The sequence below is a fragment of the Pseudomonas sp. 14P_5.3_Bac1 genome, assembly GCF_025466135.1.
Classification (GTDB): Bacteria; Pseudomonadota; Gammaproteobacteria; order Pseudomonadales; family Pseudomonadaceae; genus Aquipseudomonas.
In genome coordinates, this window is sequence record NZ_JANLOF010000036.1 from 1 (window position 1) to 15,649 (window position 15,649).

Genomic DNA, 15,649 nt, shown 5'->3' on the forward strand with positions numbered 1-15,649 from the left:
TTGATGCCCCAAAAAAACATTGCCTGGGGGCGAACCAACACGGGGGGGGGGCCCCCCCGCGGGGCGCCCACGCCGGATGAACGCAACCTGACCCTGGACGCCTACGTATCCGATGCCGTGGCCTGGGGCAAGCTGCTCAAGGCCGACAGCCGCATGGGCCCGCTGATCGTCCTGGGCCACAGCGAAGGCGCGCTGGTTGCCGCGCTCGCCGCACCGCAACTGAATCCGGCCGGCGTTATTTCTCTGTCTGGCAGTGCGCGGCCGGTGGATCAGGTGATCCGCCAGCAGTTGGCCGATCACCTGCCCCCTGCCCTGTTGCTGCGCAGCAACGAGATCCTCGACCACCTCAAGGCCGGCCAAGTGGATGCCGATGTGCCCGGCCCGCTGGAAGGTATTTTCCGACCCAGCGTGCAGCCTTATCTGATCAGCCTGTTTCGCGCCGACCCGTCAGCCGCGTTCGCCAAGCTGACCATGCCGGCCTTGATCATCCAGGGCACCAACGATATTCAGGTGGGCGTCGCAGATGCCCGGCAACTGAAAAACGCCAAGCCCGACGCGCACTTGACGGTGATCGAAGGCATGAACCATGTCATGCGCATTGTGCCCAAGGACGTGAAAGAGCAACTGGCCTCCTACAACGACCCGAAACTGCCGCTTGCCGCCGAGCTGGGTGAGCGCATCGTGCGCTTTATCGACGGACTTCAACCCCGTTAAGCGACTGTTTACCTCCAGTCCTGAGAAAAACGGCCGATAAGCCCAGGGTCGACAGTAAAAAGACTGTCGACCTGCAGGGCTTGGACAGGATCGCGCCGCATGACAACCACAGAAGCTACACCAGAACCTATTGCCGACACCGCGGCTGAAAAAACCGAGGCCGTCGAGGCAGCGGCCCTGCCGTGGGCGGACGTGCAGGCCGAACATTTCAAGATGCTGCGCCTGGCGCCCCTGGCCACCGACCGTGCCACCGGCGCGCGGCCGTTGCGGTTCGTGCAGTTCGGTTATGCCGAACGCAATGACAAACACCACAGCCTGTTGCGCATGGTCATCCAGTTGCCGGGCCAGCGAGTGCGTCGCGAGCAGAACCACTTGGATATCTGGGTCGATCACGATAAGCACCGCGTGCACTTCGGCCCGGGCAACAGCCTGGAAATCGAACCGGCCAACCGCGGGATCGGTCGCTTCCTCGTCGCTCAAGGCGCGGCGTGGGCAAAAAAGAAGTGGTCACACTACCGCGTCGATGGCGTGGATCTGGCCAATAAAGACGCGCTGAACGAAGCCACGCGCCTGCGCCGCGATCACTTCCTGCGCATCCAGGGCTTTGATGTGGCCTACGCCGATGTGCAACACCTCAAAGGCAACGTGCAGCCGGGCAAAGTCAGCGACGTGCTGGACAGCTGGAACACCGAGAAGGTGCAGTTCGTGGAAATCCTCGAAGCGGCGCAGATGCTGCAACAGGCCGAGCAGAACCTGGCCGAGCAGGAAGTGAAACTGCGCAAGGAAGAGGAAAAGGTCACCAAGTTCAAGCGTGAGGACAGCGGGCTGCGCTTTACCATCACCTGTTTGGTGGCGTTTACGGTATTTCAGGCGGGGTTGCTGATCTGGATTGCCACGCACCGCTAGCACGTTGGAACGCAATTGAAATGTGGGAGCGGGCTTGCTCGCGAAAGCGGTATGACAGTCAACTTATCAGTGACTGATACACCGCTTTCGCGGGCAAGCCCGCTCCCACATTCAGGGTCGGTTTCTACAGTTGGGTGGGTTTAAACCCGAGCAGCAAATACCGCTTGATGCGCGCGGCACTGCTCGGCCGTCAGCATGAACACACCATGCCCGCCGCGCTGGAACTCCAGCCAGGCAAAGTCGACTTCCGGGTATAGCGCCTCAACGTGCACCTGGCTGTTGCCAACCTCGACAATCAACAAGCCTTTCTCGGTGAGGTGTTCTGCGGCCTCAGCCAACATCCGGCGCACCAGGTTCAAGCCATCATCGCCGCAGGCCAGGCCCAACTCCGGCTCGTGCTGGTATTCGTCGGGCATGTCGGCGAAGTCTTCGGCATCCACATATGGCGGGTTGGACACGATCAGATCAAACCGCTGACCCGGCAAACCGTCGAAGCCGTCACCCTGCACGGTGTAGACGCGCTCGTCGACGCCATGGCGCTCGATATTCTGGTTGGCCACCTCCAGCGCTTCGAAGGACAGGTCGCCCAGCACCACTTCGGCGTCCTGGAACTCGTAGGCGCACGCGATACCAATGCAACCGGAGCCGGTGCACAGGTCGAGGATGCGCGCCGGTGGCTGGGCCAGCCAGGGTTCGAAGCGGTTTTCGATCAGTTCGCCAATCGGTGAACGCGGGATCAGCACACGCTCGTCGACGATAAACGACATGCCGCAGAACCAGGCTTCCTTCAACAGGTAAGCGGTGGGTACACGCTCATGGATACGGCGGTGCAGCAGGCGCTGAACGTGGGAAATTTCCTCTTCTTCCAGGTTGCAGTCCAGGTAGCTGTCGGCAATTTCCCAAGGCAGGTGCAAGGCACCGAGCACCAACTGCCGGGCTTCGTCCCAGGCATTGTCGGTACCATGGCCGAAAAACAGGTCTTCCCCATGGAAACGGCTGACAGCCCAACGGATATGGTCGCGCAGTGTGCGCAGGCGGGATGTGATCACGGGGACAAGCTCCTGGAAAAAACGACTGGCGATTCTAACAGCCTTCGCCTGTACCGACGATGTACGAAACCCCTTCGCCATCCGTCGGATTTCATCCAATTTGCCATCGCAGGCTTAAACAAGCCGCCCCCTTGACATGGCTGCACGTCAACAACGGCGTACCTTACGATGGTAGCGATTCACAGAACCGCTCAGCCAGTGGACAATGTCGCAAAAGCCCCCCTCACAGGAGCCCCAGAATGTCCGTTCCAAAGACGATGTTTCAACTCAGCGGTCGCGGTTACGCAGCAGCCAACCTGAACCATGCGACCCTCGTGATCATCGACGCCCAAAAGGAATACCTCAGCGGTCCACTCGCCCTCTCGGGCATGGACGCGGCGGTCGAAAACATCAAGCAGTTGGTTGCTGCCGCGCGCAATGCCGGGCGTCCGATCGTGCATGTACGTCACCTTGGCACCGTCGGTGGCCTGTTCGACCCACAGGGCGAGCGCGGCGAATTCATTCCCGGCCTGGAACCACTCGGTGACGAAACCATCATCGGCAAACTGCTGCCGAGCGCGTTTCACGGCACCGGGCTGGAAAAACACCTGCAGGATCTCGGCTCTCTGGACCTTATCGTCTGTGGCTTCATGAGCCATTCCAGCGTCAGCACAACCGTGCGCGCCGCCAAGAACCTGGGCTTTCGCTGCACCCTGGTGGAAGACGCCTGCGCCACGCGCGACCTGCCTTACAAAGGCGGCATCCTGAGCGCTGAACATGTGCAACAGACCGAAATGGCCATCATGGCCGACAACTTCGCGACCCTCGCGTTGACCAAAGATCTGATCTGATTGACCTTCTGATGAGCGGCGCGGCGTGTTTATTGCCCCGCTCATCCGCAAAACCTTTTCATTTTCTGCAATTGCCTCTGGTACAGGAACAACCTGTGTATCTTCCGGTCGAAGGGCCGATACCCTGGAGGAAAGGTCGGAATGAAGATATCCGATGGTTTTGACGCTCGTCGCTTGCGCCCCAAGGGCCCGAGCAACTGGCGTCTGCGCCTGGTGGCCGGCTTTGCCGCGCTGCTGGCCATTGTAGGTTTGCTGCTGGCTGGTGCCGGTGGCGCCGGTTTGTTTGGTCATTCGCCGGCACTCGGCGAACTGAATGCCAGCCCGGGCGGCTCGGCAATTTTGTTGGTGATCGGCCTGTTGGTGCTCTGGCTGGGCGTCTGGTTATGGCGTCGCAGCCGTCGGCGGATGCGCCAGCCGTTGTCGCTGAACATTGCCTCACACCTGATGAAAAAGCACGACTGATGGCGCTTGGATAGCGTTTCCTGCGCCCCGGCCGCCGCGATTTAGGTAAACTGCCCGCCCTTCGCGGAGGCTGACATGCAAGACGACGATTTTTCCCTGTTCAAAAACGAGCTGCGCGGCGTCAAGCCGATCAAGCACGACCGCGCCGACACCGGCAAACCCAAGACCGACCGGGCGCAGATCGCCAAGCTGCGCCAGGCCGCGACCGTGCGCACCGATGCCACCACCGTGGATGGCCTGTCGGACCAGTTCGTAATCGACGTAGGCCCCGAAGACGAGTTGATGTGGGCCCGCGACGGCGTGCAGGAAAGCCAGATGCGCAAGCTCAAGATCGGCCAGATCCCGTTCGAGGGCAGCCTTGACCTGCACGGCATGAACGTCGAAAAAGCCCGCGAAACCCTCTGGGCCTTCCTGGCCGAAGCGACCAAATTCGAAATCCGCTGCGTGCGCGTCACCCACGGCAAGGCCGTGCGGTTGGATGGCAAGCGGCCGATGATCAAGAGCCACGTCAACACTTGGCTGCGCCAGCATGCCCAAGTGCTCGGTTTTACCTCTTGCCAGGCCCGCCACGGCGGCGCGGGCGCGGTGTATGTGATGCTCAAGCGCACCATGATGGAGGGGCGCGACGAGTAACAAGTGCCATCGTCAGGCTTGCAGCGATGTGTCCGCCACCGTAACCTTGCGCTTTGCGAAAATCCCACAGGTAGTTTCATGTCCCTGGAACAGAATTACACCGCGATCCTCGGCCAACTCGGCGAGGACGTCTCACGCGAGGGCCTGCTCGACACGCCAAAGCGTGCCGCCAAGGCGATGCAGTACCTTTGCCGCGGCTATGAACAGACACTCGAAGAGGTCACCAACGGTGCCTTGTTCAGCTCCGACAACAGCGAAATGGTGCTGGTCAAGGACATCGAGCTGTACTCGCTGTGCGAACACCACCTGCTGCCGTTTATCGGTAAGGCTCACGTCGCGTATATCCCGAGCGGCAAAGTGCTGGGTCTGTCGAAAGTGGCGCGGATTGTCGACATGTATGCGCGCCGCCTGCAGATCCAGGAAAACCTCAGCCGCCAGATCGCCGATGCCGTGATGCAAGTCACCGGCGCGCTGGGCGTGGCCGTGGTGATCGAAGCCAAGCACATGTGCATGATGATGCGCGGTGTAGAGAAACAGAACTCTTCGATGATCACCTCGGTGATGCTGGGTGAGTTCCGCGAAAACGCGGCCACGCGCAGCGAGTTTCTCAGCCTGATCAAGTAACAGGCTGTGCAGGAAAAGACCGGCGTTCATCGCCGGTTTTTTTTCGCCTGCAAATTTCAGGTAAGCTGCGGCCCCTTCTTCATGGGCAAGAGGTTTTCAGCCATGTTCGTCAAAGCACTTCGAGTGGGCCTCGGCCACGTCATCATCGCGGGCGACTTCATTACCCGCCCACGCAAAAAGCAGCGCCCCGCCGAACAACAGGCGCAGGTGAACGCTGCGGCCAAGGACCTGACCCTGTATCAGTTCCACGCCTGCCCGTTCTGCGTGAAGACCCGTCGTACGTTGCACCGTCTGAATGTGCCGGTGGCGTTGAAGGACGCCAAGAACAATGCGCAAGATCGCCAGACCCTGCTGGAGCAAGGCGGCAAGATCAAAGTGCCGTGCCTGCGCATTGAAGAAAATGGCCAGACCACTTGGATGTATGACTCCAAGGTGATCATTGATTACCTGGACAAGCGGTTCGCCGCAGTCTGATAAACACCGCGGTCAGTGTGGGAGCTGGCTTGCTCGCGAAAGCGGTGGATCAGTCGAATCATCAGTGACTGCCCACCCTTGGCGAGCAAGCCCGCTCCCACATTTGGACCTGTGTTCAGCCCAGCATCGCCACATGTTTGGGATGGCTGGCCACACGCTTGAGCCACGCCTGCACCGCCGGGTACGGCGTCAGGTCAAAACCCCCTTCATGAGCCACGTGGGTGTAGGCGTACAGCGCGATATCGGCAATCGAATATTGCTCGCCTACCAGGTAGGGCGTGGCTTGCAACTGACGCTCCATCACCCTCAACGCCTTGTAGCCGCCCTTATGGGTGTTTTTGTATTCCTCCAGTCGGTCTTGCGGCATGTTCAGGTAGAACTGGATAAACCGCGCCACCGCGATATAGGGCTCATGGCTGTATTGCTCGAAAAACTGCCATTGCAGCACTTGGGTACGCAGGCGTGGCTCAGCCGGCAGAAACTCGCTGCCGTCCGCCAGGAAGTTGAGGATAGCGTTGGACTCCCACAGGCAGGTGCCATCTTCCAGCTCCAGCACCGGGATCTTGCCGTTGGGGTTCTTGGCCAGGAATTCGGCGGTCTGGGTGTCGCCCTTGAGAATATCGACATCGATCCATTGGTACTCGATGCCCAACAGATTGAGCATCAATTTGACCTTGTAGCAGTTGCCCGACTTGTAATCGCCATAAACCTTGTACATGGGGCTCCCCTTATGCCGCTTGCGCGTGCTGTGCTTGACGGACCACCGCGGCCAGGCGCTTGAGACCTTCGTCCAGACGGGCCGGGTCGATATGGCTGAAATTGAGGCGCAACGAGCCGAGGTGTTGATCGGGCTCGGAAAAGAACGGTTCACCGGGCATGAACGCGACGTCCTGATCCAATGCTTGCGCCAACAAGGTGCGGGTGTCGAGCGGTTGTTTCAAGGTCAGCCAGAAGAATAATCCGCCCTCAGGCGTCTGCCAGTCAGCCAGATCGCCAAAATGACGCTCCAGCGCGGCCTGAAATGCATCGCGACGCTCGCGGTAAAAGCGGCGCAGTTGCGCCAGGTGCTGCTGGTATTTCTGGGTGCCGATCCACTGCATGGCCTGCCACTGGCCGACGCGGTTGGTGTGCAGGTCCGCCGATTGCTTGAGCTTGAGCAAATGCGGGAACAGATCCGGGCTGGCGATCAGGTAGCCGACGCGCAGGCCCGGCAGCAGGGTCTTGGAGACGGTGCCGGTGTAGATCCAGCTGGCTTTTTTCAGGCGGCCGGCGATGGGCTGCGCACTGGCGCCGTCGAAGCTCAGTTCGCGGTAGGGTTCGTCTTCGATCAGGGTGACGCCGAACTCATCGAGCAAAGCGGCGACGGCCGTGCGCTTGGCCTCGCTGTAGCGTACGGCCGAAGGGTTCTGGAACGTCGGGATCAGGTAGGTGAACGCCGGGCGATGGTGTTCAAGGAGGCTGCGCAAAGTGGCGAGGTTCGGACCGTCGGCCTCCAGTTGCACAGTCAGGCAATCGGCACCGAACAGTTGGAAGATCTGCAACGCCGCCAGGTAAGTCGGGCCTTCCAGCAGAACCTTGGTGCCCTTGTCGATATACAGTTTGGCGGCCAGGTCCAGGGTTTGCTGGGACCCGCTGACCACCAGCACCTGGCTCGCCTGGCACGGTACGCCCAACGCGCGGGCCTGGGCGGCGAGCAGTTCGCGCAACTGCGGTTCGCCTTCGCTCATGCCATATTGGCCGAGGGTGAGCGGCATGCCGTCCCAGTTCAGTGCCGGCAGCATGGCTTCGGCCGGCAGGCCGCCGGCGAACGACATCACTTCCGGGCGCTGGGCTGCGGCAAGGATTTCACGGATCAAGGAGCTTTTGAGGCGCGTAACACGTTCAGAGAAGGCCATAAGGTCACCGGTGGCAAAGCGCATGGAAAATACGTCAAACTGCTTGACCGAAATTACGCCGACTTGAGTAGATACGTCAATATGCTTGACCTTAAAACCCAGAGCAGCCAGCAACAAGCCATGGAAGCGTTCTTTTTCGGCTACCAGGCTTTTACCGCCAAGGCCGACGAGATGCTCGAACGCCGAGGCCTGAGCCGTGTGCACCAGCGCATCGTGTTTTTTATCGCGCGCTACCCCGCCTTGAGCGTAAAGCAACTGCTGGAGTTGCTCGGCGTGAGCAAGCAGGCGTTGAACATACCGTTGCGACAGCTGCAAGAAATGCACTTGGTAAACAGCGTGGCGTCCGAGACCGACAAGCGTAAACGCCTGTTGGAATTGAGCGACGAGGGCCAGCGTTTCGAGCAGTCCCTGCGCCGCGAACAGGTGAAGCTGTTGCAGCGCGCCTTCAGCGAAGCCGGCGAAGACGCGGTGGCGGGATGGCTGGCGGTGAATCAGGCGCTGAGTGCCGTGAATTAGCCTTTCATCTTTTTTCGAACACCTAATCGAAAACATTATTTGCTTTATTTGTATACAAAAGCATAATTCGCTTCGTGCGAGTTCCTGACCTATTGGTCAACAAAAACCCGCCAGTACCTCAAAGCGCTGTTGCCCACACCTGTGACCGGCGCTGGAAATAACAATAAAACTCTTGAGGAGTACTCGCTGTGGAAAGCCGCAAATCCGAAGCCCCAACGCTGGACCTCTCCGCGCCGCAAGGCGGTTGGCTGGAACGCCTGTTCAAACTGCGTTTGCATGGCACCACAGTGAAGACCGAACTGATCGCCGGCCTCACCACGTTCATCACCATGGCCTACATCATCTTCGTCAACCCGAACATCATGGCCGATGCCGGCATCGACCACGGTGCGGCGTTTGTCGCCACGTGCATCGCCGCTGCGCTCGGTTGTCTGCTGATGGGCCTTTACGCCAACTGGCCCGTGGGCCTGGCGCCCGGCATGGGCTTGAACGCGTTTTTCACCTACACCGTGGTCGGCACCATGGGCTATCACTGGGAAACAGCGCTGGGCGCGGTGTTTGTTTCCGGGGTGTTGTTCATGGGCCTGACCCTGTCCCGTGTACGTGAGTGGCTGCTCAACAGTATTCCCGTCAGCCTGCGCCACGCCATGGGCGCCGGTGTCGGCCTGTTTCTGGGGGTGATCGGCCTGAAAACCGCCGGCATCATCGTCGACAGCCCGGCCACGCTGATCAAGCTGGGGTCGCTGCACGAGCCTGCGCCCCTGCTGGCGGCGGTGTGCTTTTTGCTGATCGCGATCCTCAGCTATCACCGCGTGTTCGGCGCAATCCTCATCAGCATCATCGCCGTCACCCTGGCCGGATGGGGCCTGGACCTGGTGCACTACAACGGCATTCTCTCCACCCCACCCAGCCTGGCGCCGACCTGGATGGCCATGGACGTGAAGGGTGTATTCAATGTCAGCATGATCAGCGTTGTATTTGCGTTTCTTTTTGTACACATGTTCGACACTGCCGGTACACTGATGGGCGTTGCGCAACGCGCCGGGCTGGTGGGCGCCGATGGCAAGATTCATAACCTGTCCCGCGCGCTGAAAGCCGACAGTGCCTCCAGCGTGTTTGGCGCCATGGTCGGTGTGCCGCCGGTGACCAGTTATGTAGAAAGTGCCGCCGGTGTAGCCGCGGGCGGTCGCACCGGGTTGACCGCCGTGACCGTGGGCGTGCTGTTTGTGGCGGCAATGTTTTTCGCGCCCTTGGCGGGCATGATTCCTGCGTATGCCACCGCCGGTGCACTGATTTACGTAGCGATGCTGATGATGGCGAGCATGGCCCATATCAATTGGGATGAAGCCACCGACAGCATCCCGGCCATCGTGACCGCGATCATGATGCCGCTGACGTTCTCGGTTGCCGACGGTATCGCCCTGGGCTTCATCACATATGTGGCGCTCAAGGCCGGCACCGGCAAGTACCGCGAGATTTCCATCAGCCTGTGGGTGCTGTGCGCGATTTTCATCGCGAAGTTCATCTTCCTGTAGTTCGCAGGAAACGGCCGAAAACCGCCTCACCTTCGGGTGGGGCTTTTGTACGAATGGAGGACTGTAAATGACCCTGGAAACCTGGCTGCTGTTCAGTGGCGCTGCATTGATCGTGATCCTGATCCCCGGCCCGCTGTCGCTGTTGATGATCAGCAACAGCCTGAACTACGGCCTGCGCCGTTCCTACCCGGCGTTTCTGGGCGGCGTGTTCGCCTCGATCTGCCTGTTGAGTGCCTCGGCATTGGGGCTGGGTGCATTGCTGCTGGCCTCGGAGCAGTTGTTCAGCGCCCTGAAGGTCGTCGGTGCGCTGTACCTGTTTTATCTCGCCTGGCAGAGCTGGCAGCAATCGCGCCAACCGGCCCAGGGCGCCGTGGTGCCCCAGGCCGTGGCCACACCGCGTTTTCGCGCCTTGTTCGGTCGCGCGTTTGTGCTGGGCGCCAGCAACCCCAAGGACATCCTGTTCTTTGCCGCCTTCTTGCCGCAGTTTCTCAGCAGCGAGCACGCGTTCCTGCCGCAATTGCTGATCATGATTGCTACCTGGACCGTACTCGACTTGCTGTGCAAGCTGGCCTACGGCCTGGGCGCCCATGGGGCAGCGCGCTACCTGCGCAGCGGCAGTGGCCAGAGCTGGTTCAACCGTGTCAGCGCCGCACTGTTCGGCGCCGCGGGCATGGTGTCGCTGATCAAGGCGAGGACGGGCTCACTTTGACAAAGTAGACGCTCGGGCGGGCCGCCTGCGTCGTAGGCCATTGAATGCCGGCAACGATCCGAGCCAGGCGATTTTCGTTGATGGCGCTCTTGACGCCCATCAACGCAACCGACCGGGGATGCGTATTGATTGCGGCGTCAAACCACCGGTCCGTCAGCCGGGTTTCCAGCCTCACCGTGCCTCTCTCGATCCAGTGAATGGACACGTAGTACAGCGTGTTTGAAGGGGAAGAAGGATGGGTCGCGATCAACTCATGCGTGGGCTTGCGCCCGTGCCTGAGCTGCAGTTCCTGCACGCTGAACCCTTGCTGCTCCAGCGCGCGCTTGACTGCGGCGCGCAGCGCGATGATCCGCTGAGGCTTGACCTCACCACCGCCGGATTGCAACGCAGGGTCTAACCCGACGGCCCGGAAGTCGACACGCGTGAAGCCGGGGGCCTTGCCCTCGTAACCGATGTGCAGCGCCCTGCCCGCCCTTTGAATGGGCCGTAACATTCTCAGCAAATCATCTGTCTGACCCGGCCCGTTGGGAGTCGACATCAGCCAATTGTCCAGCGTCGAGCGGATATTGATCAGGTGCGTGGCCGTCGCCGAGCGCGAAGAATCGGCCAGTTCAATCAGCCTTGCGGCTGCCAATGCCTGGCTGCGGCGGGTCATGCTGGGGAACGCTTGCCCCACGGACTGCTCCAGCGGCCGGTCAAACAACGGGGCATGCACCTGCCACTCACCCGACACGCCGCGTGATATCGCAATGGGCTGTTCACCCATCGCAGTGCTCGTCCAACGTTCAATATCAACACGGGCAAGCGAGACCAGCGGCTCATTGCGGGTGATAAACGCGATGCCATTCCAGGGCGCATTGTCGCCCTGATGAAGCACCCTGTAATAACCCGCCCCCGAAGCGGCGAGGCTGTCATACCGGGGCCCGATGTAGACGGCATCGTAGGGAAATCCCGGCGGCTCCATGTGCACATGAAACGTGCCGAACGCCGAGAGGCCGGACACCTGCCCCGTCGCATCCGGAACACGCCATTCGAACCAATAGGGGTCCGGCGCCGGTGACCGATAGATGCGGTTGTGCGTGGCGGCGCGCACCGTCGGCGGCTGCCAGTCCGGGGGTGCATGCACTGGCGCACGCCACGGGCTGAGCAGCGTCGAACTGGTCCCCGCCATCGGCTGAGGCGCATCCGCGCCCAGTAACCACTCCCCGGGCTGGTGCACGTTCACTATCAGTTCGTCTTGCCCAGGCGCCTGCCGGTTTTTCAGGCGCAACGCGTGTTCGTCGCCGCGCCGATAAAGCGGGTAATGGTGTGAGTCATCCGCCACGAACAGCTCGCCATCTTTGACATACACGCCTTTTTCACCAATACCTTTCAACGCCACAGCCCCTTGAGGCACCCCCTTGATTTTGAAACGCTCCAGGTCCTTGAGTTGAGCCACCGGTGGCGGCGCCAGGCGGTCAAGCCCGCTGGCCCTCATGCGCAGACGATGGATACGCCCCAGCACAGCCCGCGCGGCGGGCCGCGCCATACGAGCCGCCGCAACCGGCACCCTGGCGGGGCCGGGAATAAAGTTAAGTAACAAATCGATTGCCAGAAACGCGCTCATAAAGCCCACATCGACCGCCGTGTGAGCGTCGCCAAAGCGGTGATAACGCCGCGCCATAAGCAGCAGTTCATGGAATTGATTAAAGATCCCGTACATCGGGCAGAAAAACCCCACCAGCGCCCGCGTACGTGTCTCGCTTTGCTCACCAAGGCGGCGCGCGCGGTAGGCCTGCAGCGCCTTGCCAGAATGGCTGGCGGCTTGAGTGCGGCGCTGCAGCTCAAGCACGCTGGCGTGGTAGAGCAATGCCCTGGCGTCGCTGTGAGAGGTGGCGACAATCGCCAGCCAGCCCTGCGGATCACTGGCAATCTGCTCAAGGGTGTGGGCCTGGATCTCATCCAGCAACGCCGTCGGCTCCAGGTGCTTGATGTTAAAGGAGCGAATAAAGCCAAGCCCCCGCCAAATCCCCTTCACCATAAAAAATGCAGGCGGCAGATCAAGCGTGCTGAACAGGTGACTTGGGCTATCGGCGCGGTCCGGATGGTGGGTGATTGCCTCAAATGCCCAGCCAGGTGCGACCTGTCGCGCGAGCACTTTGGCGTTATCGGCCGATGCGCCGATACGGTTCAATGCAGCAAGGGCCTGTTGCAGGTCGCTGTACTCGGTGAGAACCCAGGCTTGCGGGGCATCGGGCCAGTAGACCACGCAACACCCGGAGCGCTTGTCGTGCACCACCACAATGCCTGCGACATAGCGGTCGTGCTGCATCGTATGGCCCACCAGGTGCACCACGTGCAGTTGCAACTCATGCGGGTTGTTCAGCAGGTCTGGCGGCATGCGGGCCGCCATGGCGGTGCTAAACACACTTTGCGCGTTCGCCGACAGCCCGCTTTGCCGCGCCAGGAACAGGTGGTGGTCAACGCCTGCGTGCAACGCGCGATTCAATAAGGGCGGGATGCGTCCTTCGCTGAGGGCGCGGTCGGTGCCGGCAGGCGGATAAAAAGCGCGGTTGATCAATGCATCGTACTGCCCGCCGATATCCAGCGAAGCGACCATCTGGATCAAATACCCGGCATTGAGCTGGTGTCGCCATTCAGGTTGCAGAAAGCGGGCGCGGTTCAATCGCCATTGCGTCCATGGCGCCAGCGGGTCGAGGTTGTGCAGCGCCAGTTGCAGCAGACTGAAGGAGGTACGCGTAGCGGTCGGGGTGAGGACGATGGTGCGATCACCGACAGTGCAGCCGCTCGCCCACCCACAAAACTGGCCATGAACATCATCAGGCATTTCAATAAAGGGCTGGTCGATCAGCCACGACGCAGGGACGCCGTCCTGCTGCAAACGGGCCGTCAAGGCACGGCGGGCAAACGTGTCCAAATCGGGCAGGTGCTGCTCAAGCCGCGTCTGGAAGGCGAAGGCGCTGCTGAGGTAAAAACGCTGCGAACGTTTGAAGCGTTTACGCTGGGCACGCGTGGCGCCCACCCAGCCCGCTGGCATTTTTTGCGCTTCAGACGCGGCCTTGCGCAGTAACTCGATGTTCGCCTGAGCCTGGCTCAGGGCACTATTGGCCGGAACCTTGAGCTGTTGCGCCAGCCCCGCCAGCAGCAGCGCGCGACTGAGCCCGACCTGCGTCACTTCGCTGAAAATACGCGTGATGTCTTCAGTGCTTTTGTGCAGGCGATCGTAGCAACCGAGCAGTTTTTTCAACGCGGCCAATGCAGGCTTGCCGTCGATGGGGACGTAGCGCACAGCCAAGGTTTCACGCAGCGCATGTGCGCGCAAATCGCTGCGCTTGTCATGCTCGATACCGCCCCACAGCACCGAGCCGTCCCGGCTGCCGAGGCTCGCCTTGACGCTTCGGGTCAAGGCATCCAGCCCGGCAAAACCCAGCACACCGCCCTCTTCCCCAAAGGCGTAGAGCACCACCGGAAGCTGGCGGGCCGGCACCCTCAGCGCGGCCGCGGTGGTCACCAGCCACACATTATGCAGGGGATAAAAAGCATCGGGCTCACTGCCCACGGCGATTGAAAGCACCTGGGTTTGGCTGCCCGGGCGTGCCGCGGGCGAAGGCGGGTCCAGCACGTCGATAATCAGGTCGCGGTGAGCCGTGCCCAGCAGTTTGAGACGGTGTTGCAGCTGAACCTCGCAGCGCAGTGCCTCGGCTTGGGCATGCATGAACAGCGAAGCACGCCTGGGCGTTTGCGCGCCACCGGGGCGCTCGGTCCAGAACTTCAGATCGAGCAGCCGGTGCTCTGCACCCTGCAGCAACGAATTCAGCGCCTGGGCATGGGCTGCGAGCTGCGCCTTCAGCGCTATGAATTGCTGATAAGCGAGAGTCTCGATGCCGGGCTCATACGGATCCAGCAAGGCCAGCAGACCTTTTTCGTAACGCTTGACCTGCTGCTGCGCAGTGCGCAAGGCCAAGCCGGGTGAGGTACTGGCAAAGATGATTTCTGCGCTGCGTCGTTGCTGGTCCCATTTGAGTAGCGGGTCAGCAAGAGCGCCAAGCCGAGCGCTGCCGACCCACTGCTTTCGCGCCCCTTCCACCTGCGCGAGTAACGCGGCGACAGCCACCGGCCGAGGCGGTTGTGCAGAAACAAAGGGAGGATCGACCCTCACGGCACACGCCAATTCGGTGTTCCATTGCCCGCGCAACAACGCTTGCGCGCTCAGCGCCAACGCATCGTCGAGCACCTCCAGGCCGCGCACAAAACTGCCCGCCGCAGACAACTGCGCGGGCGGGCATAACCCAGTGCGACGACTTGCCGCCACCCCCTGCCAGAGCGTGTCCAACTGCGCTCGGTCCAGCGGCAGCAGGCCTTCCTGCAGGGCGGCAAAAGACGGGTACTCGTAGAACGTGCGGGCCACACCCGGCAGGTACACCACCTGCGGCGCCTGCGCGGGATCACCCTCACGATAAAAGTGCAATACGCCTGGCATCACCACCGCGGGTGTTCCGGGCCACATCAGCAGGCCCACCCGTACGCTGGCCCAATCCCCGCCTGCACGTTGGCGTGCCGTCGCGGTCGGGGCATCGATCACGGCCTGCACCAGGCTCATGCCCGCCGGTGATAGCTCATCCAGTTGCCGTGCCATGAAGGCCCGGTCAGCGAACAGTTCAGCGTGCAGCTCAACCCAGCGCTCGCGGCGTGTGAGCCATGAGCCCCGCGCCAAGGTGTCCCAATAGTGGTCTGCCGCCTGCACCAGCCGCTCAAAAAGCCGCATCGCAATGACGCGCTGCAAGGCTTGCAAAGGGGTATAGGTCAACCGACGGCTTGGCTGCCCTCTTATGCTGAGCGTGGTGAATTGATTGACATTGATCGGCACCGAGGGCCGTGCCAGCAGCGACAGGGCCCGCTCGGTCAAGCTGTTGATGATCTGCGGTGCGCCTGGGCGCTTGGTCTCGGTAAACAGCAGAGTGTCCGGTTCAATCTCAAATGCTTTGCGCAGTTGAGCACGGATCACTCGCAGGATTTTGGGCGAGCGCCCTATCAGCTGTGCCAGTGCGCGTACCGATTCGCCGCAGCGCCAATCGGCAAGAGCGAGCTGATTGATCAGGCGGCTGGGATGGGTAAACCGGTTGATCCGCCGGGTCAGTTGATCTCGAATGGCCTGCAAATCGGCTTGGGCAGCGACGACAGCGTCAACGTCTTCGGGCACGGAACTGAAAGGGGGCAAAACGCCTGGGTGATCTGGGGACGAGGCCATTGGTGTTTTCTTCTGAGGAAACGCCCAGCCTAGGCATCACCGACACTCAAGAGG

General features: G+C 61.2%; 14 protein-coding genes. 10 read left to right on the plus strand and 4 right to left on the minus strand.

Annotated elements, in window-relative coordinates; genetic code table 11:
• Window positions 1-714: alpha/beta hydrolase (locus NTD89_RS08265; RefSeq protein WP_262207062.1), on the plus strand; the 714-nt coding region annotated here is incomplete at its 5' end.
• A gap of 99 nt (window positions 715-813) precedes the next feature.
• Window positions 814-1,620 carry a hypothetical protein gene (locus tag NTD89_RS08270; protein WP_242195510.1) on the plus strand — a complete coding sequence of 269 codons (807 nt, stop codon included), beginning with the start codon at window positions 814-816 and terminating at the stop codon, window positions 1,618-1,620.
• A gap of 140 nt (window positions 1,621-1,760) precedes the next feature.
• Here NTD89_RS08270 and prmB read toward each other — a convergent pair whose 3' ends face one another.
• The gene (prmB, locus tag NTD89_RS08275; protein ID WP_262207064.1) at window positions 1,761-2,669 is read right to left on the minus strand and encodes a 50S ribosomal protein L3 N(5)-glutamine methyltransferase; all 909 of its coding nucleotides are present in this window, start codon (window positions 2,667-2,669) and stop codon (window positions 1,761-1,763) included.
• Window positions 2,670-2,908: 239 nt separating this feature from the next.
• Here prmB and NTD89_RS08280 point away from each other — a divergent pair, with 239 nt between their 5' ends.
• The 5 genes from NTD89_RS08280 (at window position 2,909) to NTD89_RS08300 (ending at window position 5,692) form a co-directional block, all read left to right on the plus strand.
• Complete coding sequence (locus tag NTD89_RS08280; protein ID WP_106576532.1) at window positions 2,909-3,499, plus strand: cysteine hydrolase family protein; 591 nt, start codon at window positions 2,909-2,911, stop codon at window positions 3,497-3,499.
• A gap of 141 nt (window positions 3,500-3,640) precedes the next feature.
• Window positions 3,641-3,961: a hypothetical protein gene (locus tag NTD89_RS08285; protein ID WP_053257227.1), complete on the plus strand. Its 321-nt coding sequence runs from the start codon at window positions 3,641-3,643 to the stop codon at window positions 3,959-3,961.
• A gap of 75 nt (window positions 3,962-4,036) precedes the next feature.
• Window positions 4,037-4,594, plus strand: coding sequence for a Smr/MutS family protein (locus NTD89_RS08290; protein WP_064453382.1), 558 nt, complete (start codon window positions 4,037-4,039; stop codon window positions 4,592-4,594).
• Between the two features lie 78 nt (window positions 4,595-4,672).
• On the plus strand, window positions 4,673-5,218 hold the full coding sequence (gene folE, locus NTD89_RS08295) for a GTP cyclohydrolase I FolE (protein ID WP_003442011.1): 546 nt from the start codon (window positions 4,673-4,675) through the stop codon (window positions 5,216-5,218).
• Window positions 5,219-5,320: 102 nt separating this feature from the next.
• Window positions 5,321-5,692, plus strand: a complete 372-nt coding sequence (locus NTD89_RS08300; protein WP_094951448.1) for a glutathione S-transferase N-terminal domain-containing protein — start codon at window positions 5,321-5,323, stop codon at window positions 5,690-5,692.
• A gap of 115 nt (window positions 5,693-5,807) precedes the next feature.
• Here the strand turns inward: NTD89_RS08300 and NTD89_RS08305 are convergent, their stop codons facing one another.
• Window positions 5,808-6,410 carry a glutathione S-transferase family protein gene (locus NTD89_RS08305; protein WP_262207071.1) on the minus strand — a complete coding sequence of 201 codons (603 nt, stop codon included), beginning with the start codon at window positions 6,408-6,410 and terminating at the stop codon, window positions 5,808-5,810.
• Between the two features lie 10 nt (window positions 6,411-6,420).
• Entirely contained in the window at window positions 6,421-7,587 is a 1,167-nt protein-coding gene (locus tag NTD89_RS08310) for a PLP-dependent aminotransferase family protein (RefSeq protein ID WP_262207072.1), read from the minus strand.
• A gap of 81 nt (window positions 7,588-7,668) precedes the next feature.
• On the opposite strand from NTD89_RS08310, the gene NTD89_RS08315 reads away from it, so the two are divergent.
• The 3 genes from NTD89_RS08315 (at window position 7,669) to NTD89_RS08325 (ending at window position 10,347) form a co-directional block, all read left to right on the plus strand.
• Window positions 7,669-8,103, plus strand: coding sequence for a MarR family winged helix-turn-helix transcriptional regulator (locus tag NTD89_RS08315; protein ID WP_145158776.1), 435 nt, complete (start codon window positions 7,669-7,671; stop codon window positions 8,101-8,103).
• A gap of 188 nt (window positions 8,104-8,291) precedes the next feature.
• The gene (locus NTD89_RS08320) at window positions 8,292-9,638 is read left to right on the plus strand and encodes an NCS2 family permease (RefSeq protein WP_145158778.1); all 1,347 of its coding nucleotides are present in this window, start codon (window positions 8,292-8,294) and stop codon (window positions 9,636-9,638) included.
• 67 nt (window positions 9,639-9,705) lie between these two features.
• The gene (locus NTD89_RS08325) at window positions 9,706-10,347 is read left to right on the plus strand and encodes a LysE family translocator (protein WP_169367315.1); all 642 of its coding nucleotides are present in this window, start codon (window positions 9,706-9,708) and stop codon (window positions 10,345-10,347) included.
• On the opposite strand, the gene NTD89_RS08330 is transcribed toward NTD89_RS08325, so the two are convergent.
• On the minus strand, window positions 10,322-15,595 hold the full coding sequence (locus tag NTD89_RS08330; RefSeq protein ID WP_262207075.1) for a dermonecrotic toxin domain-containing protein: 5,274 nt from the start codon (window positions 15,593-15,595) through the stop codon (window positions 10,322-10,324). The genes NTD89_RS08325 and NTD89_RS08330 overlap by 26 nt on opposite strands.
• Between the last annotated feature and the right edge of the window lie 54 nt (window positions 15,596-15,649).

Coding starts and splice junctions, on each gene's coding strand:
- NTD89_RS08270 (WP_242195510.1), top strand. CDS start 814: ATGACAACCACAGAAGCTACACCAGAACCTATTGCCGACACCGCGGCT.
- NTD89_RS08280 (WP_106576532.1), top strand. CDS start 2,909: ATGTCCGTTCCAAAGACGATGTTTCAACTCAGCGGTCGCGGTTACGCA.
- NTD89_RS08285 (WP_053257227.1), top strand. CDS start 3,641: ATGAAGATATCCGATGGTTTTGACGCTCGTCGCTTGCGCCCCAAGGGC.
- NTD89_RS08290 (WP_064453382.1), top strand. CDS start 4,037: ATGCAAGACGACGATTTTTCCCTGTTCAAAAACGAGCTGCGCGGCGTC.
- folE (WP_003442011.1), top strand. CDS start 4,673: ATGTCCCTGGAACAGAATTACACCGCGATCCTCGGCCAACTCGGCGAG.
- NTD89_RS08300 (WP_094951448.1), top strand. CDS start 5,321: ATGTTCGTCAAAGCACTTCGAGTGGGCCTCGGCCACGTCATCATCGCG.
- NTD89_RS08305 (WP_262207071.1), bottom strand. CDS start 6,410: ATGTACAAGGTTTATGGCGATTACAAGTCGGGCAACTGCTACAAGGTC.
- NTD89_RS08310 (WP_262207072.1), bottom strand. CDS start 7,587: ATGGCCTTCTCTGAACGTGTTACGCGCCTCAAAAGCTCCTTGATCCGT.
- NTD89_RS08315 (WP_145158776.1), top strand. CDS start 7,669: ATGCTTGACCTTAAAACCCAGAGCAGCCAGCAACAAGCCATGGAAGCG.
- NTD89_RS08325 (WP_169367315.1), top strand. CDS start 9,706: ATGACCCTGGAAACCTGGCTGCTGTTCAGTGGCGCTGCATTGATCGTG.
- NTD89_RS08330 (WP_262207075.1), bottom strand. CDS start 15,595: ATGGCCTCGTCCCCAGATCACCCAGGCGTTTTGCCCCCTTTCAGTTCC.